Annotated in this window: 22 protein-coding genes; 9 read left to right on the top strand and 13 right to left on the bottom strand. The window is 73.3% G+C overall.

What is annotated here, in order from left to right:
- Window positions 1-2: 2 nt before the first annotated feature.
- The 5 genes from ACWGIF_RS05780 to ACWGIF_RS05760 all read right to left on the bottom strand — a co-directional run bounded on the left by ACWGIF_RS05780 (window position 3) and on the right by ACWGIF_RS05760 (window position 4789).
- Window positions 3-668, bottom strand: coding sequence for an ankyrin repeat domain-containing protein (locus ACWGIF_RS05780; RefSeq protein WP_453491518.1), 666 nt, complete (start codon window positions 666-668; stop codon window positions 3-5).
- A 17-nt stretch (window positions 669-685) separates the two neighbouring features.
- Window positions 686-1363 carry a DedA family protein gene (locus ACWGIF_RS05775; protein ID WP_453491767.1) on the bottom strand — a complete coding sequence of 226 codons (678 nt, stop codon included), beginning with the start codon at window positions 1361-1363 and terminating at the stop codon, window positions 686-688.
- A gap of 58 nt (window positions 1364-1421) precedes the next feature.
- Entirely contained in the window at window positions 1422-3947 is a 2526-nt protein-coding gene (locus tag ACWGIF_RS05770; RefSeq protein ID WP_453491516.1) for a beta-glucosidase, read from the bottom strand.
- Between the two features lie 117 nt (window positions 3948-4064).
- Window positions 4065-4265, bottom strand: coding sequence for a type II toxin-antitoxin system VapB family antitoxin (locus ACWGIF_RS05765; protein WP_453491764.1), 201 nt, complete (start codon window positions 4263-4265; stop codon window positions 4065-4067).
- A gap of 65 nt (window positions 4266-4330) precedes the next feature.
- Window positions 4331-4789 carry a DUF4442 domain-containing protein gene (locus ACWGIF_RS05760; RefSeq protein WP_453491513.1) on the bottom strand — a complete coding sequence of 153 codons (459 nt, stop codon included), beginning with the start codon at window positions 4787-4789 and terminating at the stop codon, window positions 4331-4333.
- A 96-nt stretch (window positions 4790-4885) separates the two neighbouring features.
- Here ACWGIF_RS05760 and ACWGIF_RS05755 point away from each other — a divergent pair, with 96 nt between their 5' ends.
- Together ACWGIF_RS05755 and ACWGIF_RS05750 are read left to right on the top strand one after the other, a co-directional pair.
- Window positions 4886-5926, top strand: a complete 1041-nt coding sequence (locus tag ACWGIF_RS05755; protein ID WP_453491510.1) for a hypothetical protein — start codon at window positions 4886-4888, stop codon at window positions 5924-5926.
- 69 nt (window positions 5927-5995) lie between these two features.
- Entirely contained in the window at window positions 5996-7354 is a 1359-nt protein-coding gene (locus tag ACWGIF_RS05750; protein ID WP_453491507.1) for an MFS transporter, read from the top strand.
- Between the two features lie 76 nt (window positions 7355-7430).
- On the opposite strand, the gene ACWGIF_RS05745 is transcribed toward ACWGIF_RS05750, so the two are convergent.
- The 5 genes from ACWGIF_RS05745 to ACWGIF_RS05725 all read right to left on the bottom strand — a co-directional run bounded on the left by ACWGIF_RS05745 (window position 7431) and on the right by ACWGIF_RS05725 (window position 12824).
- Window positions 7431-8222, bottom strand: coding sequence for a spermidine synthase (locus ACWGIF_RS05745; RefSeq protein ID WP_453491761.1), 792 nt, complete (start codon window positions 8220-8222; stop codon window positions 7431-7433).
- A 77-nt stretch (window positions 8223-8299) separates the two neighbouring features.
- A complete protein-coding gene (locus tag ACWGIF_RS05740; protein WP_453491504.1) occupies window positions 8300-9199 on the bottom strand; it encodes a patatin-like phospholipase family protein in 900 nt (299 codons plus the stop codon).
- Between the two features lie 86 nt (window positions 9200-9285).
- A complete protein-coding gene (gene tuf / locus ACWGIF_RS05735) occupies window positions 9286-10467 on the bottom strand; it encodes an elongation factor Tu (RefSeq protein WP_453491501.1) in 1182 nt (393 codons plus the stop codon).
- A gap of 304 nt (window positions 10468-10771) precedes the next feature.
- Complete coding sequence (locus ACWGIF_RS05730) at window positions 10772-11887, bottom strand: endonuclease/exonuclease/phosphatase family protein (protein WP_453491498.1); 1116 nt, start codon at window positions 11885-11887, stop codon at window positions 10772-10774.
- Between the two features lie 199 nt (window positions 11888-12086).
- Entirely contained in the window at window positions 12087-12824 is a 738-nt protein-coding gene (locus tag ACWGIF_RS05725; protein WP_453491495.1) for a DNA alkylation repair protein, read from the bottom strand.
- A gap of 49 nt (window positions 12825-12873) precedes the next feature.
- Here ACWGIF_RS05725 and ACWGIF_RS05720 point away from each other — a divergent pair, with 49 nt between their 5' ends.
- The 5 genes from ACWGIF_RS05720 to lnt all read left to right on the top strand — a co-directional run bounded on the left by ACWGIF_RS05720 (window position 12874) and on the right by lnt (window position 17158).
- A complete protein-coding gene (locus tag ACWGIF_RS05720) occupies window positions 12874-13602 on the top strand; it encodes a TVP38/TMEM64 family protein (RefSeq protein WP_453491493.1) in 729 nt (242 codons plus the stop codon).
- 48 nt (window positions 13603-13650) lie between these two features.
- The gene (locus ACWGIF_RS05715) at window positions 13651-14529 is read left to right on the top strand and encodes an undecaprenyl-diphosphate phosphatase (RefSeq protein WP_453491490.1); all 879 of its coding nucleotides are present in this window, start codon (window positions 13651-13653) and stop codon (window positions 14527-14529) included.
- 123 nt (window positions 14530-14652) lie between these two features.
- A complete protein-coding gene (locus ACWGIF_RS05710) occupies window positions 14653-14829 on the top strand; it encodes a hypothetical protein (protein ID WP_453491487.1) in 177 nt (58 codons plus the stop codon).
- A gap of 69 nt (window positions 14830-14898) precedes the next feature.
- On the top strand, window positions 14899-15366 hold the full coding sequence (locus tag ACWGIF_RS05705) for a nuclear transport factor 2 family protein (RefSeq protein WP_453491485.1): 468 nt from the start codon (window positions 14899-14901) through the stop codon (window positions 15364-15366).
- A 226-nt stretch (window positions 15367-15592) separates the two neighbouring features.
- On the top strand, window positions 15593-17158 hold the full coding sequence (gene lnt, locus ACWGIF_RS05700) for an apolipoprotein N-acyltransferase (protein WP_453491482.1): 1566 nt from the start codon (window positions 15593-15595) through the stop codon (window positions 17156-17158).
- On the opposite strand, the gene ACWGIF_RS05695 is transcribed toward lnt, so the two are convergent.
- Entirely contained in the window at window positions 17103-18008 is a 906-nt protein-coding gene (locus ACWGIF_RS05695; RefSeq protein WP_453491758.1) for a Gfo/Idh/MocA family protein, read from the bottom strand. The genes lnt and ACWGIF_RS05695 overlap by 56 nt on opposite strands.
- A gap of 82 nt (window positions 18009-18090) precedes the next feature.
- Between ACWGIF_RS05695 and ACWGIF_RS05690 the strand changes: the two genes are divergently transcribed.
- Together ACWGIF_RS05690 and ACWGIF_RS05685 are read left to right on the top strand one after the other, a co-directional pair.
- Entirely contained in the window at window positions 18091-18615 is a 525-nt protein-coding gene (locus ACWGIF_RS05690) for a DinB family protein (protein WP_453491479.1), read from the top strand.
- An 81-nt stretch (window positions 18616-18696) separates the two neighbouring features.
- On the top strand, window positions 18697-19239 hold the full coding sequence (locus ACWGIF_RS05685) for a hypothetical protein (RefSeq protein ID WP_453491476.1): 543 nt from the start codon (window positions 18697-18699) through the stop codon (window positions 19237-19239).
- 47 nt (window positions 19240-19286) lie between these two features.
- Here ACWGIF_RS05685 and ACWGIF_RS05680 read toward each other — a convergent pair whose 3' ends face one another.
- On the bottom strand, window positions 19287-19853 hold the full coding sequence (locus ACWGIF_RS05680; RefSeq protein ID WP_453491755.1) for a hypothetical protein: 567 nt from the start codon (window positions 19851-19853) through the stop codon (window positions 19287-19289).
- Window positions 19854-19948: 95 nt separating this feature from the next.
- Window positions 19949-20617 (bottom strand): uracil-DNA glycosylase, encoded by a 669-nt coding sequence (locus ACWGIF_RS05675; protein WP_453491752.1) that lies wholly within the window; start codon window positions 20615-20617, stop codon window positions 19949-19951.
- Between the last annotated feature and the right edge of the window lie 101 nt (window positions 20618-20718).

The raw sequence follows: 20718 nt of genomic DNA, 5'->3' as shown, positions 1-20718 counted from the left end.
GCCTAGCCTCGGGCCTCCCACGCGGCCACGAGCAGGGCCCTGACGGCCCTGTGATCCGGGTCGTGCGAGAAGGGTCCGCGGCGGGCGGTGAGCAACTGCCCCGCCCTCCCCTCCCGAAAGGTCCGCTCGGTGGGGGCGGCGCCCCGCGTGAGCAGCCGCTCCACCAACGCGGGGTAGCCGAAGCGGGCGGCCCAGTCGAGCGCGGTGCAGTCCCTCATCTCCTCGTCGATGCCGGCGCCCCGGTCCAGCAGCAGGTCCACGAGTTCCGTGTGCTCGCGCTCCCTGAACGAGGCCGCCAGGACCAGCGGCACATAGCGCAACCTTCCGGCGGGACCCCCGGGCGGGGCGCCCGCATCGAGCAGTGCCCGGGCGACGTCCGTGTACCCGTTCATCGCCGCCAGTGCCATCGGCGTCGCCTCGCTGTACGGTCCTGCGTCGAGCCGGGGGTCGGCGCCCGCCGCGAGAAGCAGCCGGACGATCTCCGCGTGCCCGGCGCACACGGCCAGATCCAGCGCCCTCCGGCCGCCGGGGACCCAGGCGTCGACCTCGGCTCCCCCGGTCAGCAGGCGCTGCACCAGGACCGTGTCGCCGTTCTCCGCCGCCCGTCCCAGCCCGTTCGCCAGCGGGTGGTACTGGTCCGACCGGCCCTCCTCGGACCAGTCCCCCACCGGTCGCCGCACCGCCGTCAGTCCCCGACCGCGGCCCGGACCGCCGGCTGCGCGGGGATCTCCGCGGCGGCTGACTCGGCGGCCACCGCAGCGGCCGCCTTCTTCATGCGGCTGCGCACCACCAGCGTCACCGCGAGCCCGCACACCACGGCCAGCCCCAGCGCCAGCCAGGAGAACCGCTTCAGCCACGGCTCCGCGACGATCCCGACCGAGTAGACGACGGCGGTGGTGCCGCCCGCCCAGAGGATCCCACCGAGGATGTTGGCGATCAGGAACCGCCAGTACGGCATGTGCAGCACGCCCGCCAGCGGCCCGGCGAAGATCCGCAGGAGCGCCACGAACCGCCCGAAGAAGACGGCCCACATGCCCCACTTCTCGAAGGAGCGTTCCGCCAGCGCCACCTGCTCGGGCCCGAAGTGCTTCGGGAAGCGCCGGCCCAGCCGCTCCAGCAGGGGCTTGCCGCCCCGGCGGCCGATCGCGTAGCCGATCGAGTCGCCCACGATCGCCCCGGTGATCGCGCAGATCCCCAGGACCACGGGGTCGATCTCCCCGTGCTGCGAGGCCAGCAGCGCCGAGCTGACCAGGATGATCTCTCCCGGCAGCGGGATGCCGAGGCTCTCCAGCCCGATGACCAGTCCCACCAGGAGATAGATGCTGACCGCCGGAATCGTCTCCAGCCATTCCTGGATGTGCACCGGTACGTCCTCCCGAGTCGTCACCGGCGCGCCCCCTGTGACACGCCGAACGGGCAGCCTATCGGCTCCCCACCACGACCTTTGACTTCAGCGGCAGGTCACGCGACGACCGGCCCGCGAACACCGCCCGGCGGCCGGTGCCCAGCACCCAGGTCCGCTGCTCCGGATCCCAGGAAGACAGGGCCCGGGCGTCGATGTCGACGGTGACACACTGCGCCTGCCCCGGCGCCAGGGTGAGCCGCCGGTAGCCTGCCAGCGCGCGCACCGGCTGGTCGAGCTGCAGGTCCGGGGACGGGCCGACGTACACCTGGGCGACCTCGGTGCCCTTGCGGCGGCCGGTGTTGCGGACGGTGAACTCCACCCGCAGCCCGCCCCATTGCCCGTGTGCGCCGCCCGGCCGGACCGCGAGCCTCTCGTAGTGCCAGGTCGTGTACGAGAGCCCGTGCCCGAAGGGGAACAGCGGGGTGACCCGCTGGGCGTCGTACCAGCGGTGGCCGACGTGTACGCCCTCGGAGTGCTCCTGCCGGCCGCCCACCCCCGGGTAGCGCCGCGGGTCGCCGCCGACCGGGGTCGCCTGCTCGTCGGCCGGGAAGGTCTGGGTGAGCCGGCCGCCCGGGTCCACGTCCCCGAAGAGGAGGTCGGCGGTGGCTCCCGCGCCCTCCTGGCCCGAGTAGTACATCTGGAGGACCGCACCGGTACGGGGGAGCCACGGCATGGTCGTACTGGAGGAGGTGTTGAGCACGACCGTCGTACGGGGGTTGGCGGCGGCCACCGCCTCGATCAGCCGCTCCTGCCCGCCCGGGAGGGCCAGCGAGGTCCGGTCCCGGCCCTCGGTGGCGTCCTCGTAGGCGAAGAGGACCACACTGCGGGCCGACTTCGCGGTCTTCACCGCCTCGGCGAGGTCCGCGGCCCGGAACGCGCCGGTGATGTGCCGCAGCCGGAAACGCTGGCCCTTCTCCCCGCCCGCGGCCGTCACGGCGAGCCGGTGGGTGCCCGCCTTGAGGGTGAGGGTGCGGCGGCGGACCGTCATCCCGTCGGGAGCCGAGCCGAGCAGTCCGCCCGCGAGGTGCTCGGCCGCGCCCTGCCGGACGGGGAACAGCTCCTCCCCGTCGAGGCGCACGCCGGGCCGCTTCCCGGTGTAGTGGACGAGCAGGGTCCACTCGTCGTCCGCCGTCAGGCGGAACTCGCCCTCGTGGCTCCAGCCGCGCCCCGGGGCCACGACGCGGTCGTCCAGGTCGGCGGCCGGGGTCAGCAGGCTCCCCGGGAGCGGCCGCCCGTACAGGTCCTCGCCGAGGGCGTAGCGCACGGTGGAGCCGTTCCCGGCCCGCTGCCGGATGGCGGTGAGCGGGGAGGGCGCCCCGTCGGGGACGACGTGCGCACTGCCCCCGCCACCGACGAAGGGGATCCGGCCGGTGGGCCCGATCACCGCGATCGAGCGGGCGGCGGCGCCGGTCAGGGGCAGGGTGCCGTGTTCGTTGCGCAGCAGCACGGCCCCGGCGGAGGCCACCTTGCGGGCGAACCGGGCCCCGGCGGCGGCATTGCGCGGGGGCCGGGCGGCGGGCCGGGCCGCGAGCAGCCCGAAGCGGTCCATGGTGGTCAGGATCCGGTGGACGGCGAGGTCGACGAAGGCCTCCGGTACGGTCCCGCCGCGCACCGCCTCTCGCAGCGGACGGCCGAAGTGGGTGCCGCCGGGCATCTCCATGTCGAGGCCGGCGCCGATGGCCGCGACGGTGCTGTGGGTGGCGTCCCAGTCGGACATCACCCAGCCGTCGAACCCCCAGCCGCCGCGCAACAGTTCGTCGAGCAGCGGCTTGCTCTCGCAGGCGTAGACGCCGTTGACCTTGTTGTACGCGCCCATCACGGCGCCCGCGCCGGCGGCCACGGCGGCCTCGAAACCCCGTAGCTCAGTCTCGTGCAGGGTCTGCTCGGCGGCGATCACGTCGACGGTGTCGCGGCCGTGTTCCTGGTTGTTGAGGGCGAAGTGCTTGACGGTGGCGATGACGCCCTCGTCCTGGATGCCGCGGACCATCTCGCCCACCAGGTCGGCGGTCAGGCGCGGGTCCTCGGCGAAGGTCTCGAAGTTCCGGCCGGCGTACGGGGTGCGGATGAGGTTGGCCATCGGCGACAGCAGGACGTCCTGGCCGAGCGCGCGGGCCTCGCGACCGACGACCCGCCCGTACTCGCGGGCCAGCGCCGGGTCGAAGGCCGAGGCGAGCAGGACGGGCGCGGGCAGCGCGGTGGCGGGTTCGGCGACGCGCACCCCGGCGGCTCCGTCGGCGATGCGCAGCGCCGGGATGCCGAGGCGCGGCACCCCGGGCACGTAGCCGGCCTGGCCGAGGGGGGCCGGGTCGCGGGCGCCGTGCAGCAGGGCGGTCTTCTCGTCGAGGGTGAGCCGCTCCAGGAGGGCGTCGATCCGGTGGGCGCCCCCGGGCTCGGCGTCGGCCGGCACGCCGGGGGCCGGCGTGCGGAGCGCCGCGTCCGGCGGCACGGTGGGGGCGCAGGCGCCTGCCCCCAGGACCCCGCCCACCACGCCCACCGCTCCGAGCAGCCGCATCGCGGAACGTCTGGACACGGCCTCGTTCATGGACGCTCCCTGCGGCGTGGGTCGGCGGGAGCGGCCCCGCGCCGGACCGCTCCCCCGCCCACTGTGGGCCGCGCACGCGCGGGTGCCCGCAGGGACGCGCCACCGGGGAGCCCAGGTTCAGCCCTCCGGCAGCGGGGGCACGCCGTCGGCGTTGCGCTGGGGCTCGTCCTGTCGCTGCACCCGCGCCTCGGTGCGGTGCCCGCGCGCGACGTAGTCCCGTACGACGGCCTCCACCGCGTCCTGCGGCGAGCCGACGCCGGCGAGCACCATCACCTCCACCACGAGCTCGGCATCGAGGCTGATGTTGACCTTGGCCACGGGCGCTCCCTCCATCGTCGTGCGACGGACTCTAGGGGGTACCGCCCGTGGCCGCAGCCCTTGGCTCAGGCCGTCTGGTTGGGGCGCAGCGTCCAGACGACGGTCATCTCGCCCGTGACGGCCTCGTCCTCGCGCTGGATGGCGACGGTCACCGGGAACTCGGGGCGGCCGCCGGCGTCGAGTTCGGCGACTACCTCCGCCGCGGGGCGGCCGAGGGTGGCGGTGGCGGTGACGACGCCCTTGGCGAGCTTCTTGTAGCCGATCTCGGCCTTCACGGCGAGGGGCACCGCGCGTGAGAGCTGGTCGCCGAAGGCGGCCAGGACGATCGCGCCGCTCGCGGACTCGGCGAGGGTGAACATGGCACCGGCGTGCGGGCCGCCGACGTGGTTGTGGAAGTCGGGCTGGTCCGGAAGCCGGACGACCGCGCGCTCGGGGGTGGTCTCCAGGAACTGGAGGTTCAGGGTCCGGGCCATCGGCACCGTCGCGGCGAGCAGTTCGCCCACGTTCATCTGGTCTGCGCTCATGGACCGCGATGTTACCCACGAGTAGACCTGCTTGGCCAGAGCTCCCACGGGGGCGGCCGTGGCTCCCGCAGGCCGCTCCCACTATCGTTACCGGCCATGTGGCCAGGACAGCAGCAGCCGCCCGGGGGCGAACAGAACCCTCAGGACGCGCATCAGAACCCGTACCAGCAGCCGGGGCAGCCGGGACAGCCAGGGCAGCCGAACCCGTACCAGCAGCAGCCCGGTTACGGATATCCGCAGCAGCCGGGGTACCAGCAGCCCCAGAGCATTCCCGGCCAGCAGTGGAGTCCGCCCCAGGCGCCCCAGGCGCTCCAGCAGCCCCAGGGAGGCGGCGGAAGCCCGTACTCCACCAAGACCGTGGCCATCGTCGCGGCAGCCGCGGTGGTCGTGGCGGCCGCCGGGACCGGCGCGTTCGTCCTGACCCGGGACGACAAGAACACGGGGGCGAACGACAAGCCGCCGGCCGCCTCCTCCTCGGCACCGGTCTCCAGCGAGCCCGCCCCGGCCGGCAGCAGCCCCAACCCGCGGGCCGGCGGCGAGGCGAAGCCCGTCATCCCCGGCTGGAAGGTCGTCGTCAACACGAAGTACGGCGTCGCCTACGACGTGCCGCCCGAGTGGAACGTCAACGAGTCCGGCGTGATCCTCTTCTACGAAGACGAGGTCAAGAAGGACGGCAAGCCGGTCATCACGATGTCCGGGACCGCCACCTTCAAGCAGGAGTGGTGCACGGTCGACAAGAACGCCGACGGCAGCCTCGAGAAGTTCTCCATCGCGGACGCCGGCGTCAAGGGTGCCCAGGGCGCCAAGGACACCGCCCAGGCGGCGACCGACAACACCGGCACGTGGGTCTGGGCGGGCTTCGCCCAGAAGGAGCCCAAGGGAACGGTCAAGGTGACCGATCCCAAGGAGTTCACGACCACGTCCGGCCTCAAGGGCCACATGGTGGTCGCCACCGCTCCGAACGTGAAGAAGGAGCACAAGTGCTCCACCGACGGCAAGGCCGTCGGCTTCGCCTTCAAGAACGCAGTCGGTGACTTCGCCAGCTTCGCGATGATCACTGCTGCGGGCGTGAAGGAAGAGGTTCCGGCCGACGTCTCCGACAAGATCCTCAGCTCCATCCGGCTCGCCACCAGCTGATCACCGCGTCCGATCGCCCGGGCCGGCAATCCGTTTGGATTCTCGGCCCGGGGCGGGGATAGTCCGGGGGTGAGTTCTCCCTTCGCCGCACCGCCCCGTACGCCGGCACGCCGTCGCCGCCCCTCCTGGGCCGGCCGCAACTACACCTTGCTGACGGGCGCGGCGGTGGTCACGAACCTCGGCAGCCACGGAGCGCTCATCGCGGCCGCCTTCGCGGTCCTGGAGGCCGGCGGATCCGGCGGCGACGTCGGGCTGGTCGCGGCCGCCCGCACCCTGCCGCTCGTCCTCTTCCTGCTCGTCGGCGGCGCCATAGCCGACCGGCTGCCGCGCCACCGCGTGATGGTCGCGGCCAATGCCCTGAACTGCCTCTCGCAGGCCGCCTTCGCCGTGCTCGTCCTCGCCGGCGACCCGCAGCTGTGGCAGATGATGCTGCTGACCGCCCTGTGCGGCACCGGAACGGCCTTCTTCAATCCCGCGGCCGAGGGCATGCTGCTGTCGACGGTCTCCGGAGAACACGCCAACCGTGCCTTCGCACTCTTCCGGATGGCGATGAACGGCGCCGGCATCGGCGGCGCGGCCCTCGGCGGCGCGATGATCGCCGCGATGGGCCCCGGCTGGGTCCTGGCCGTGGACGCGGCCGCCTTCGCGATCGCGGGTGCCCTGCGTGCCTTCCTCGACGTCAGCCACGTCACCGACCGGCTCCCCGGCGGTGGCCTGCTGGCCGATCTGCGCGAGGGCTGGGTGGAGGTCCGCACCCGCCCCTGGCTGTGGAGCATCGTGCTCCAGTTCTCCGTCGTCGTCGCGGTCGTCGGCGCCGCGGAGGCGGTCTACGGACCGCTGGTCGCCCGGGACCGGCTGGGCGGGCCTGCGCCCTGGGGGGTGGCCCTGGCCTTCTTCGGCGCCGGCACCATCGCCGGGGCCGTCCTGATGGTGGCGTGGAAGCCGCGCCGGCTGCTGCTGGTGGGCACCCTGTGCGTGTTCCCGCTGGCGCTGCCGTCGGCGGGACTGGCCGTGCCGCTGCCCGTGTGGGGGCTGTGCGTGGTGATGTTCGTCAGCGGAGCAGCGATCGAGGTCTTCGGCGTGAACTGGATGACCACGATGCACCAGGAGATCCCGGAGGAGAAGTTCTCCCGGGTCTCCGCCTACGACTGGTTCGGCTCGGTGTCGATGCTCCCGCTGGCCACCGCCCTGGCCGGCCCGGCCGAATCGGCCTTCGGCCGCACCACGGCCCTGTGGGGCTGCGCGACCCTGGTCGTCCTGGTCACCGGCCTGGTCCTGCTGGTCCCGGACGTCCGCCGTATGACGCGCACCCCCCACGGCAAAACCACCGCCCTCAACCTCCCCACCGCCGGCCTCGCCGACCCAAAGTCAGCCGACCCTAGGCCGGTCGACCCCAAGCCGGCCGACTCCAGCCCGGCCGGCGTGTGAGGCGCTCGTTCAGCCCCGGGCGGCGTGTGAGGCGCGAGGCCCGGGCGGCGCCCCGGCAGGCGGCCGGCGCGGCCGCTCACCCCACCCTGAACGCCCCCGTCGGCGGAGCCGGCGAAGCCACCGCGTCCGCGTCGCCCACCGGCACCGCCCCCTTCATGAACCGCACCACCCCGTCCCCGTACTCCACCCTGGCGGGAAACGCATCGCCCGCGCACCGCCGAGCCAGCGCAGCCACCGGAAGCCCGCCGTCGGAGGCCAGGAGCACCGCGTTCCCGAAGCGCCTGCCCCGCAGCACCGCCGGCTCCGCGATCAGCGCCAGCTCCCCGAAGACCTCCGCGTGGTTCGCCACCTGCGCCCGCAGGAAGTCGAACGGCGCCCCGTCGGCCAGATTCGCCGCGTACAGCCCGCCGGGACGCAGCACCCGCGCGGCCTCCCGCGCGTACTCCACCGACGTGAGCTGCGCCGGTACCCGAGAGCCGCCGAACACGTCGGCCACCACCACGTCCGCGCTCGCCGCGGGCGCCGCCTCCAGCCAGGCCCTGGCATCGGCGGTGTGCACCGTGATCCCGGACCCCTCCGGCAGCGGCAGGTGTTCGGCGACCAGCTCGACCAGGCCCGCGTCGAACTCGACGACGGTCTGCCGGGAGCCCGGCCGCGTCGCCGCGGCGTAGCGCGGCAGGGTGAGCGCACCGCCGCCCAGGTGCAGGAGGTCCAGCGCGAGCCCGGGCTCCGCCACGCAGTCCAGGACGTGCCCGAGGCGGCGTGCGTACTCGAATTCCAGATGCTGCGGATCGTCGAGGTCCACATACGACTGCGGGGCTCCGTCGACGGTCAGCAGCCAGGCCCGTTCCCCGTCCACGTCCGGCATCAGCTTGGCGGTGCCCTGCCCCACGTCCCGGATGACCGGGATCTGTTCGTCGCTCACCGCTCCATTGTCCGGCAGTGTCAGACGGCCCCGCCCTGCCGGGCCGCCCCGTCCGACCAGACCTTCGCGGCCTCGGCGACGTGCTCCGCGGCCTGCGCCAGCCCGGCCCGCGCCGCCGGGTCCCGCCGCGCGGGGTCCAATACGTTGCGCCCGAAGGCCTTGCGGGCGGCCGCCGACGGGGTGATGAGCAGGACGCGCGCGCCTGCCTCCCGCAGCCGCGCGGCCTGCGCGGCCGGCGAGGGGACGAGTCCGGATCCGAGCGAGATCGGCGCGATGATCACGACGCGCTCGTGGCCGGCGGCGAGGTCGGCGTTGGTGGCGGAGCGAACCCCGCCGTCGATGAACCGCCGCCCGGCGACCGTCGCCGGCGGCCAGACCCCCGGCACCGCGCAGCTCGCCGAGACCGCGTCGACGAGCCCGGCGCCGCTCTCCCTGTCGAAGTCGGCCGGCTCACCGGTGAGCGCGTCCACGGCGGTGACCACGAACCGCCGCTCGGGCCATTCGTGCGAGACCAGCCGGGCCGCCAGCACGTCGCGCCGCGCCGCCTCCGGCCCTGTGTCGGCGGCCAGGGCCATGGCGCCGATCCGCTGACGGTAGGCCGTGACGTCGCGCGAGCGTGCCATCGCGACGGCGTAGCGGGCGATGATGCCCGCCCCCAGTTTCGCGGCCTGCTCACCGGTGGCGTCGCCGAGCTGGCGTTCGTACAGCTCCTGGACGGTCAGCCGTCCGGAGGTGAGCTGAGCGCCGACCACCGAGCCGGCCGAGGTGCCGACGACGAGGTCGGCGGTGGTGAGGTCGACGCCCGCGCGGGCGAGCCCGTAGAGGATGCCGCACTCCCAGCCGACGCCGGTCAGTCCCCCGCCGCCCAGCACCAGTGCCGTGTCGCCGCCCATCGCCGCCCGCCCCTCTGTCCCGCGCATGCCTGTGGTGACGGCAGTCTGACGCAGCAGCGCCGCCGTCACCACAGAGGGGTCCGGATCAACCGGGGGTCACCCCGGTACGGCCGTCACCCCAGCACGGCCGTCACCGTCCCCGCTCCGACGGTCCGCCCGCCCTCGCGGATCGCGAAGCCGAGCCCCGACTCCAGCGGGACGTCCCGCCCGAGCTCGACGGTCATCGTGACCGTCTCCCCCGGCCGGGCCACGCCGGCCTCCCCGAGGTCCACGTCCCCGACGACGTCGGCGGTGCGGATGTAGAACTGCGGCCGGTAGCCGGTGGCGACCGGCGTCGTACGGCCGCCCTCGCGCCCGGAGAGCACGTACACCTGCGCCCGGAAGCGCCGCTTCGGCGTCACGCTGCCGGGGGCGGCCACCACGTGCCCGCGGCGCACGCCGTCGCGCGGCACCCCGCGCAGCAGCAGCGCGACGTTGTCCCCTGCCTCGGCGGACTCCATCGGCTTCCCGAAGGTCTCCAGGCCCGTGACGACCGTCTCGGCGGGTTCGCCGTCACCGCCCAGTATCGCGACGCGGTCGCCGAGGCGCACGCTGCCGCGCTCGACGGCGCCGGTCACGACGGTCCCGCGGCCGGTGATGGTCAGTACGTTCTCCACCGGCAGCAGGAACGGCGCGTCCGTGTACCGCACCGGCGTGGGCACGTACGTGTCGACCGCGTCCAGCAGCGCCTCGATCGCCCCGGTCCACCGCGGGTCGCCCTCCAGCGCCCCGAGCCCGGAGACCCGGACGACCGGCGCGCCGTCACCGCCGTAGCCGTGCGCGGTGAGCAGCTCGCGGACCTCCAGCTCGACCAGGTCGGTCAGCTCGGGGTCCCCGGCGTCGGCCTTGTTGAGCGCCACCACGATGTGGTCGACGCCGACCTGCCGGGCGAGGAGCACGTGCTCGGCGGTTTGTGGCATGACCCCGTCGAGCGCGGAGACGACGAGGATGGCCCCGTCGAGCTGCGCCGCCCCCGTGACCATGTTCTTGATGTAGTCCGCGTGACCGGGCATGTCCACGTGGGCGTAGTGCCGGGTGTCGGTCTCGTACTCGACGTGCGTGAGGTTGATGGTGATCCCGCGCCGGGCCTCCTCGGGCGCCCGGTCGATGCGGTCGAACGGCACGAAGGAGGCGCCGCCCCGCTCGGCCAGGACCTTGGTGATGGCGGCGGTGAGGGTGGTCTTGCCGTGGTCGACGTGACCCATGGTGCCGATGTTGAGGTGCGGCTTGGTCCGCACGAAGGCCGTCTTGGCCATGATTCATTTCCCGTGTCTGGAAGCCGGAACGGGACCCCTGAACCGAGCCGACCCTCCCCCTGCGGGGTCCGCCGGACGATCCGGGAAGGGTCAGCTTCGTGCGCCGTCGAATGCGGCGAAGACGGGTGCTTCTGCGAACGCGGCAGCCTTCGGCGCGTCCGCGACTGCGGACGGCGCTGCGGGGAAGGCGAACCGGGACATGCCCCTGATCCTGCCGGACCGCCCCCGCTGCGTCGAATGAATTTCCGCGCTGCGAAGGCGGTCCGGGCGCTCAACCGTCGTGCCACGGGCCTCGGTTCCCCGCTCAGCGCAGCCTGAGCACGCTCCTGACGCCCGCGTGGTCGGAGGGCCATAGGCCGGACGGGGTGCGGTCGGCCGGATCCTCGCCCACTCGGTCGGTCGTCCGGGCCGTGACCTTGCCGCGGAGGAGCACGTAGTCGATGCGCTGGGTGAGGCTGGAGGTGAGGTTGCGCAGATCGGGGGCCTGGCAGCAGGTGAAGCCGGGGGTTCGGGGGCGGGTGGCGGTCCAGGCGTCGGTGAAGCCGGCTGCGAGGAGCTTGTTGTAGCTCTGGGTGGCGGTCCCCGGTGTCGCGCCGACGCCGCCGGCTGCCGAGTTGAGGTCGCCGAGGAGCACGGTGGGGAGCTTGGTCCTCAGCGGGCCGGCGAGCAGTTCGTCGGCCTGTGCTTCCTGGACGGCGGGAGAGGCGGGCTCCAGATGGGTGGTGACCACCCTGGCGGTGCGGCCGCGCACGGTGGCGTCGGCGGCGACCCAGCCGCGCCGGACCTCGAGAGGGGGACCGGGCGGGCAGCCGAGTACCGGGCGGCAGATGGGCACGTGGTTGCGGAAGGTGGCCGCCTGCGCGTTGGCCACGGAGAAGACTCGCTTGGGCAGGTCGGTGCGGGCGAGGAGTACGTCGCGGTCGGTGAGCCGGATGTCCTGCAGGCCGCTCGGCGTGGAGCGCGGGGCCTCGAAGTCACTGCCGACGACGACACTGGCGACCGCCGCGTAGTGCTTGCCGCGGTCGGCGAGCTCGTCGAGCAGGATCTGCAGGAAGTCGTACTCGACGTGGGTGGCGCTGCCCGGTCCGGCGGGGGTCTGGCTGCGCCACAGCACGGCTTCCTGAAGGCCGACGAGGTGGGGGTTGCCCTCGGCGATCTCGTCGGCCAGCGCCTCGGCGCGCTCGGGGAAGTTCGTCGCCTGGACGTTCGCGTACACCGCGGTCACTGCGGCGACGAGCGCCTGGGGGCTGGTGGCGGCGAGGACGGGTGTGAGGTCGGCTCCCAGGTAGAGGTTGCGGGTCATGACCCGCAGAGGTGCCTGGCTGCCGCCGGGATGCTCGGCGGCCGAGGCAGGAGTGAGTGACCCGGGTGCGGACAGCGCGAGCGCGCACAGGGCTGCGGTGAACCAACGGCGAGGCATGCAGGCCGACCTTTCGGTGAAAAGCGGGTGGAACCCGCGTCTTTACCGAAAGCTAAGGCGGCCGACGGGGCCGGGCGATCCGGGTGTAGGCCGGGCGGCCGAAGTGCATCCCGAGAAGAACGCCGTCGTTCGACGCCTCCCCGCGGCCACGCAGCAGGCCGCCGCGCGCTCGTGTGTCCCTCCCCGGGCCGCCGCCCCGTCAGTCCCTCCCGGGCGAAGGGACGAGGTTCTTGAGGGCCTCGCGCACGGACAGCGGGGACAGGAAGCCGCGTTCGGCCTCGACGAAGGCGCGGACCGCGCCGGGGTCCGTCTTCGCGTACTCGCGCAGGGCCCAGCCGATGGCCTTGCGCAGGAAGAAGTCCGGGTGGCCTGCCTGTCGGCGGCAATAGGCGAAGAGGCGCCCGGTGTCGGTGGCGTCCTTGTAACGGAGCTGGTGGAGCAGGGCGGTGCGGGCGAGCCAGAGGTTCCCGTCCTCGATCCACTCGTCCATCACCTCCGCCAGCGGCGGGTCGGCGGCCACCAGCGGGCCGACCGTGTGCACGGCCAGCAGGTCGACGGTGTCCCACCAGGGGACGGTGACGATCAGGTGGCGGGCCACCGGGAGGAAGCCTGAGGAGCACCGGGAGACGTGGCGGCGCAGGTAGTCCACCGCGAAGTACTGGTACTCGCGTTCCGGGAGCCGCCAGCAGCGCAGCGCGAGCGCCTCGCAGTCCGCTTCCGACGGGGTCGGAGTGTCCTTGGTCACTTTTCCGGAGAGGTCCCGGCGCAGCGGGGTGGGGATGCCGAGGAAGGGCGCGACGTCCTTCATGTACGCGGCCATGGCCTCGGCCCGCACCGGATCGGCGGCCGCCGCGTACGTCCCGGTCAGCCGCTCCAGCAGCGTGTCCGCGAGGGCGCTGCCGGGAATCCTCGGGGGTGGCCGGTCGTTCGACAGCATGAGGCCCAGATTACGGCGCGACGCCGTATAGGTCGGCTAGTCTCCCGGGATGTCCCTCCTCCTCGCGCCGTGGACCCGGCTGTCGCTGCTCGTCGTGCTGCTCGCTGCGGCCGGCGTGTGCGTGCTGCTGTACGAACCCCAGCGCATCCTCGCGGAGGGCTGGCCCCCGGGGCTCCCGGTGGGCACGGCGGTCATGCTGTTCGCAGGCGCGTACGGGGTGTGCGCGGCGGCCTTCGTACCGCGCCCCCTGCTCAACCTGGCCGCGGGCGCCGTCTTCGGCACGCAGTTCGGCCTCGTCGCGGCGGTCGGCGGCACGGTCCTCGGCGCCGGGATCGCCTTCGGCCTCGGCCGGATCATGGGCCAGGAGGCTTTGCGTCCGTTCCTGCGCGGCCGCTGGCTCGAGGCGGCCGACGGCCAGCTCAGCCGGCACGGCTTCCGCTCAATGCTCGCCGTCCGGCTCTTCCCGGGCGTGCCCTTCGTGGTGGCCAACTACGGTGCGGCGGTGTCCCGCTGCGGCTGGGGCCCCTTCCTCCTCGCGACGGCGATCGGCGTCGTCCCGAACACGACGGCGTACGTGATCGCGGGGGCCAACGCCTCCTCCCCCGGGTCGCCCGCGTTCCTCGTCTCGTTCGGCTTCATCGTCGTCTCCCTGGTGGCCGCCGGAGCGGTCGCCTGGCGCAAGCGGCACCGTCTGGCACCCGCTCGAAACCGCGCATCGTCGTACGAACTGACGCCCCAGCACCCCCCTGTGGTCACTGGCGCTTCGCACGGGCCCTAGCATCGGACCCGAACTGCCCGACGATCACAAGGACGAGCGCACCCCGACATGAGCTGGTTCGAATCCCTAATCCTCGGTCTCGTCCAGGGGCTTACGGAGTTCCTCCCGATCTCCTCCAGCGCCCACCTGCGGCTGACCGCGGCGTTCGCCGGCTGGCACGACCCCGGAGCGGCCTTCACCGCCATCACCCAGATCGGCACCGAGGCCGCCGTGCTGATCTACTTCCGCAAGGACATCGCACGGATCGTCTCCACCTGGTTCCGGTCCCTGTACACGAAGGCCCTGCGCTCCGAGCAGGACGCGAAGATGGGCTGGCTGGTGATCGTCGGATCGATCCCGATCGGTGTCCTCGGCCTCGTCTTCAAGGACGCGATCGTGGGCCCGGCCCGCGACCTGCGCCTGACGGCCACCACCCTCATCGTGATGGGCATCGTGCTCGGCATCGCCGACCGGCTGGCCGCCCGCGACGAGGAGGGCGGCCGGCACCGGGCCATCCGCGAGCGCAAGACGCTCCAGCAGCTGGGCGTCAAGGACGGTCTGATCTTCGGTCTCTGCCAGGCGATGGCCCTGATCCCGGGCGTCTCCCGCTCCGGCGCGACGATCTCCGGCGGTCTGCTGCTGGGCTTCACCCGCGAGGCCGCGGCGCGCTACTCCTTCCTCCTCGCCATCCCGGCCGTGCTGGCCTCGGGCGCCTTCGAGATCAAGGACGTGGTCGAGAACCCGGGCCACATCTCCTGGGGTCCGACGGTCTTCGCGACGGTCATCGCCTTCTTCGTGGGCTACGCCGTGATCGCCTGGTTCATGAAGTTCATCTCGACGAAGAGCTTCATGCCCTTCGTGATCTACCGGATCCTGCTGGGCATCCTGCTGTTCGTGCTGATCGGCGCCGACGTGCTGAGCCCCCACGCGGGTGAGTCCGGCTCGTAGCGGGCCCTGATCCACCACTTCGCGTGAACCGGAAGCCGCTCGGGAACGTTCCCGGGCGGCTTCCGCGTCGTTGTGCCTGAAGAGACCTGAAGAGACCGGAAGGCAAGCAGCAGGGGGTGTCCCATGGGTCGAGTGGTGCTGGAGCGTTTTCCGGCCGGAAGTCCGAGGGGGAGCTGGCCCGCCGAGGAGTACGCGGCGCAGCGGATGCGCGAGGGCGTGCCGGCCGAGGTGGTCATGGACTTGGACAGCGACGCGTTCCTCGTCGTGGTCCGCCAGCGGGAGGGCCGTTCCGGTCACTGACCGCCCTCGAGAAGATCCGGTGGGCGCACGCCCCTTGGCGTCGCGCCCCCACAGCCCCAGACTGTCCCGATGACTCAGCGTGTGGATCTCGCGACGGTAATGGACCGGCTGGCCATCGACGAAGTCGTCACGGGCTACGCGGTGGCCGTCGACGACGGCGACTGGGCCGCCTACCGCGCCCTGTTCACCCCCGGAGGGCGGGCCGACTACAGCTCGGCGGGCGGGATCGAGGGGCCGGTGGGGCAGGTGGCGGACTGGCTCGCGGAGACCATGAAGCTCTTCCCCGTACGCCAGCACCTGATCGTGAACCGGCTGATCCGGGTCGAGGACCTGGGCGGTTCGCCCGGCGACAGCGCCGAGGTGCGGGCGGACTTCCTCAATCCGATGCGGCTGGAGGGGCCGGAGGCCGACGGTACGGTCACCTCGCCCAACTTCGTCGCCGCCGGGCGGTACGCCTTCGCGCTGGCCCGCACCCACGACGGCTGGCGGCTCACGCGCGTCACCGTGCACGAGAAGTGGCGGCACATGACCGCGTGAGCCTGCCCGGGCGGCACGTGGCGCCTGAGCCCGCCTCAGCCTGTCCTGCGTGCCCTGCCCGTCCAGCCCTGCCGGTCCTGTTTGCCCTTCCCGTCCTGCCTGCCTGCCGGCTCTGCCCATCTTGCCCGTCCTGCCGTCCTGCCTGCCCTGCTTGGCCGCGATCCGCCGGATGCCCGCCGGCCCGGCCCGGCCGGCCCGTCACTGCCACACTGGAAGCGGAGGCGCCATGGTCCCGATGCGCAATGGGTGGAAGCGGCGCCGGCGTGCGCCCGCTGCGGTCGCCGCCGGCGCGCTTCCCGCCCTCGCCTTCCCCGCCCCCGCGCTCTGGTGGTTCGCCTACGCCGCCCTCGTGCCCTGGATGCTGCTCCTGCGGTCGGCCCCCACCGGGCGGCGGGCCGCCCTGGAGGGCTGGCTCGGCGGCGCCGGTTTCATCCTGGCCGTCCACCACTGGCTGCTGCCCAGCCTGCACGTGTTCCTGATACCGGTGGCCGCGCTGGTGGGGCTGCTGTGGATCCCCTGGGCCCTGCTGGTGCGCGAACTGCTCGGCGGACGCCCCTCGGCGCGCCGGGCGGCCTGCGCACTGGTCCTCGTACCGGCGGGGTGGCTGCTGTCGGAGGTGGTCCGGTCCTGGCAGGGGCTGGGCGGTCCGTGGGGGCTGCTGGGGGCGAGCCAGTGGCAGGTGCCGCCCGCGCTGCGGCTCGCCTCGGTGGGCGGAGTGTGGCTGGTCAGCCTGCTGGTGGCGGCGGTGAACTGCGCCCTGGTGCTGCTGATCGCGGTGCCGCGGGCCCGGTTCCCTGCGGTGGCGGGACTCACGGGGTGTGCGGTGCTGACCGGGGCGGTGTGGGTGTGGGCGGCGCGCCCCGAGGCGTCCGGCGGGCTGCGCGTCGCCGTCGTACAGCCGGGCCCGGTGGCGGACGGCCCGGACAGTGCGGAGCGGAGGTTCGCCGCCGGTGAGCGGCTCACCCGGCCGCTGGCCGGCCAGCCGGTCGACCTGGTGGTGTGGGGCGAGAGCAGTGTCGGCGCGGACCTTACGGCCCGCCCGGACCTGGCCCTGCGTCTCGCTTCGCTGTCGGCGGAGGTGGGGGCTCCACTGCTGGTGAACGTGGACGCGCGGCGGGCGGACCACCCCGGGATCTACAAGAGCGCGGTGCTCGTCGGCCCCGGGGGCCTGACCGGCGACCGGTACGACAAGATGCGGCTCGTCCCCTTCGGCGAGTACGTCCCGGCCCGGACGCTGCTGGGCTGGGCGACCTCGGTCGGCAGGGCGGCCGGCGAGGACCGCATGCGCGGCGCTGCTCCGGTGGTCATGGACCTGCCCGGGCGGCCGGACGGGCGCACCGGCGTCCGCCTCGGCCCCCTGGTCTGCTTCGAGTCGGCCTTCCCCGACATGAGCCGGCGCCTGACCCTCGACGGGGCCTCCCTGCTCGTCGCGCAGTCGGCGACCTCGACCTTCCAGGAGAGCTGGGCCCCGGCCCAGCACGCCTCGCTGGCCGCCCTGCGTGCCGCCGAGAACGGCCGCCCGATGGTGCACGCCACCCTCACCGGCGTCAGCGTCGTGCACGGCCCGTCCGGCGAGCGGATCGGCGCCTCCCTGCCCACCTCGGCGAGCACGGCGGCGGTGTACGAGGTCCCGCTCGCCCGGGGCTCGACCCTCTACGTCCGCTTCGGGGACTGGCCCGTGGCCGCCGCCCTCGCCGCCCTGGCCGCGTACTGCGCGGTGGCGGGCGTCCGTTCGCTCAGGAGGCCTGCTCCAGAGCCGAGTTCACCACCCGCTCGCACAGCTCGTGGGTGAGCAGCGCGTCCCGGGCGCTGAGCGTCCTGCCCGCCGCGACGGCCTCCAGGAAGTGGTCCACGATCTGTTCGATGCCGCGCTGGCGGGCGACCGGTACCCAGTCCCCGCGGCGCCGCACGGTCGGCTGGCCCTTGTGGTCGATGACCTCGGCGAGGTTGACGACCTGCCGCTTGGTGTCGCGGCCGGACACCTCCAGGATCTCCTCGCCTGAGCCGGACAGCCGGTTCATGATGCCCAGCGCGGAGAAACCGGCGCCGGACAGCTGGAGCACGACCTGGTGCATGAGTCCGTCGCGCACCACGGCCCGGACGTCCACGTGGTCGGCCTCGCCGGGCAGCAGGAAGCGCAGGGTGTCGACGACGTGGATGAAGTCGTCCAGCACCAGGGTCCGCGGGTCCTCGGGGAGCCCGATCCGGTTCTTCTGCATGATGATCAGGTCGCGCGCGTGGTCGGCGCACTGGGCGTAGCCGGGCGCGTGGCGGCGGTTGAAGCCGACGGCGAGCGAGACCCCGCGCTCCTCGGCCAGTTCCACCAGCCGCAGCGAGTCCGAGAACGCGTAGGCGAGCGGCTTGTCCACGTACGTCGGCACGCCGGCCTCCAGCAGCCGCGTGACGATCTCGGGGTGGGCGGCGGTCGCGGCGTGCACGAAGGCCGCGTCGATCCCCTCGGCGAGCAGGGCGTCGAGATCGGCGTGCCGGCGCGCGGCCGGGATGTGGTGGATCTCGCCGACCCGCTCCCGCGTGGCGGGGTTCCGGGTCTGCAGGTGCAGCTCGATGCCCGGGCGGGTGGTGAGGACGGGCAGGTACGCCTTCTGCGCGATGTCGCCGAGTCCGATGCAGCCGACCTTCACCGGGACCTCCAGGTTCGTTCCTTGTGGGATTCCGCAGCTTAATCCCTGGTGGTGGGGGCCCCGTTCGCCGAGGATGATCCTTATGACCACCATTTCCGGATCACATCGCAGTGAGCCCGCCACCACCGCCGACGAGCGGGACATGCTGGACGGCTGGCTCGACTACCACCGCGCCACCCTCGCCTGGAAGTGCGAGGGCCTCCAGGACGAGCAGCTGCGCCGCGCCCCGCTGGCGCCCTCCGAGCTGAGCCTCCTGGGTCTCGTGCGGCACATGGCGGAGGTGGAGCGGTACTGGTTCCGGGAGATCATGCTGGGCGAGGACCTTCCCGAGTTGTACTGCACGAGTGAAGATCCGGACGGCGACTTCCACTTCGACGAGAAGTCCACCTGGGCCGCGACCGAGCAGGTGTGGCAGACCGAGGTCGAACTGGCGCGCCAGGCCGCCGCGGGCCGCTCGCTGGACCTGCTGTCGCAGGCCGAGAGCCACCACCGCGGCGAGGTGTTCAGTCTGCGCTGGGTCTACACCCACATGATCGAGGAGTACGCGCGCCACAACGGCCACGCGGACCTGCTGCGCGAGCAGATAGACGGCGTCACCGGCGATTAGCGGGTGTCCCCGTCACCCGTGCGGGGTGAATTTCGGCTCCGGGTTTTCGCAACGCGGTCCGCGCACAGCAGAGTTGCGCGAGTGCATCGAACCCGAACCACGACAACGCTGCTGCTCGGAGTCGCCTGTGCCGTCTCGGCTGTCTCCGGCTGTGTGAATGTGAGCCCCGGACCCGTGCAGCCGGCGGCGGCCCCCGTCACCGGTGTGCCGCCCCGCCAAGACCTGCGCGGCGGGCCCGGGGCCACCGCCCCCGTGGCCGTGCGGGCCCCCGCCCTGGAGGCGCTGGACGCGGTGGAGGCGGCCCCGGAGCGGCCCGCCCAGGAGGCGGCGCCCGCCCCCGCCCCGCGGTCCGGCCAGCGCCCCGCTCAGGGCGGCTCCGGCGGGCCCGCACGGGACGCGCCGCCGGTCCCGGACATCCCGGAGCCCCGCCGGTCCGCGGAGCCCGGCTCCGGCCGTCCGGGGGGCCGCCCGGAGCGTCCTCGGCCCGACACCCGGGCGGAACGCGAGCTGCTGCGGAAACTGCCGGTGCGGCCTGCCGACGTGTGCGCGCTGGGCCGCCGCCACGGCCGCTGGCACCCCGACAGCCCGGAGGCCAGGATCTGCGCGGGCGCGCACGGCGGCTGACCACGGGCCGCGCGGAAACCCGCGCGGCCTACGACGGCCCCCGACGTTTACGGGGACTGCTCGGGGAACGGCCGGGGCCCGGGGCCCGGTTCCGCGGCCAGGCGCCGTTCGAGCCGTGCGATGGCCGCCCGTACGCCGTTGCCGTACCCGTCGTCGGGCAGCGCCCCGGTGGCCGCGCGGGCCCGCGCCAGGTGGACCCGGGCCGCATCGGGCCGATGCAGCTTCACGTAGTCGGCAGCGAGGCTCAGGTGCAGGGACGGGTAGAACACGCGCACCGCCAGATACGGCTCCTGCTGCGCGGGCCGCCCGTCCCCCGGCCCGGACTCCGGCCGGTCCCCCTGGCCGGGCGCCGGTCCGTGCCCGTCGCGCAGCGCCTCGGCGGCGCTCAGGGCCCTCAGGTCCCAGGCCAGTTCGTCGCCAGGATCGTCCTGGGCGTCGGCCATGTAGTGGGCGAGGGTGCACCGGTGGAGGAAGTCCCCCTGCTCGCCGATCTCCGACCAGATCTCGCCCAGCCGGTTGCGGGCCTCCTCCCGGTCCCCGGCGTGCAGCAGGATGACCGCCTGGCCGATCCTGGTCATGACCGCGTCCTCCGACGCCTCCTGCTGCTCCGTCACGGCGGCCTCCGGCTTGCTCTGCCAGACCTGCTCCGGTCTGATCCTCAAGAAGCTAGCCGGAGGTACCGGCAATGGCGTCGAGGCGCGGTGGGCGGTCAGCCGAGGTCCGGGATCCGCCAGTCGATCGGCTCATGGCCCTGGGCCGCGATGGCCTCGTTGATCTGGGTGAAGGGGCGGGAGCCGAAGAACTTCTTGGCCGACAGCGGGGACGGATGGGCGCCCTTGACGATCACGTGCCGCTCCTCGTCGATCAGCGGGATCTTCTTCTGGGCGTAGGCGCCCCAGAGGACGAAGACGGCCGGGTCGGGGCGCTCGGACACCGCGCGGATCACGGCGTCGGTGAACTTCTCCCAGCCCTTGCCCTTGTGCGAATTGGGCTCGGCCTCGCGGACGGTGAGCACCGCGTTGAGCAGCAGGACGCCCTGCTGCGCCCACGGCATCAGATACCCGTTGTCCGGGACCGGCAGGCCGAGCTCCTCCTTCATCTCCTTGTAGATGTTGCGCAGGGAGGGCGGGGTCTTGACCCCGGGCTGCACGGAGAAGCACAGGCCGTGGCCCTGGCCGGCGCCGTGGTAGGGGTCCTGGCCGAGGACGAGCACCTTCACCCGGTCGAAGGGCGTGGCCTCCAGGGCGGCGAACACCTGCTCGTGGGGCGGGTAGACCGGCCCGTTCGCCCGCTCCTTCTCGACGAACTCGGCGAGTTCCTGGAAGTAGGGCTGGTCCAGCTCTCCGCCGAGGACGGGGAGCCAGGACTCGGGCAGCATCTGGGTCACGGTGAAAACCTCCGGTACAAGTTCGTGCAACTGATCTGAACCTACCGGGGCCCTCTGACAATGCGTCGGCCGCCCGGTGCGGCCGCCCGCAC

This window comes from Streptomyces sp. NPDC054849 (genome assembly GCF_053610945.1).
This window is presented reverse-complemented; position numbering and strand designations above follow the sequence as displayed.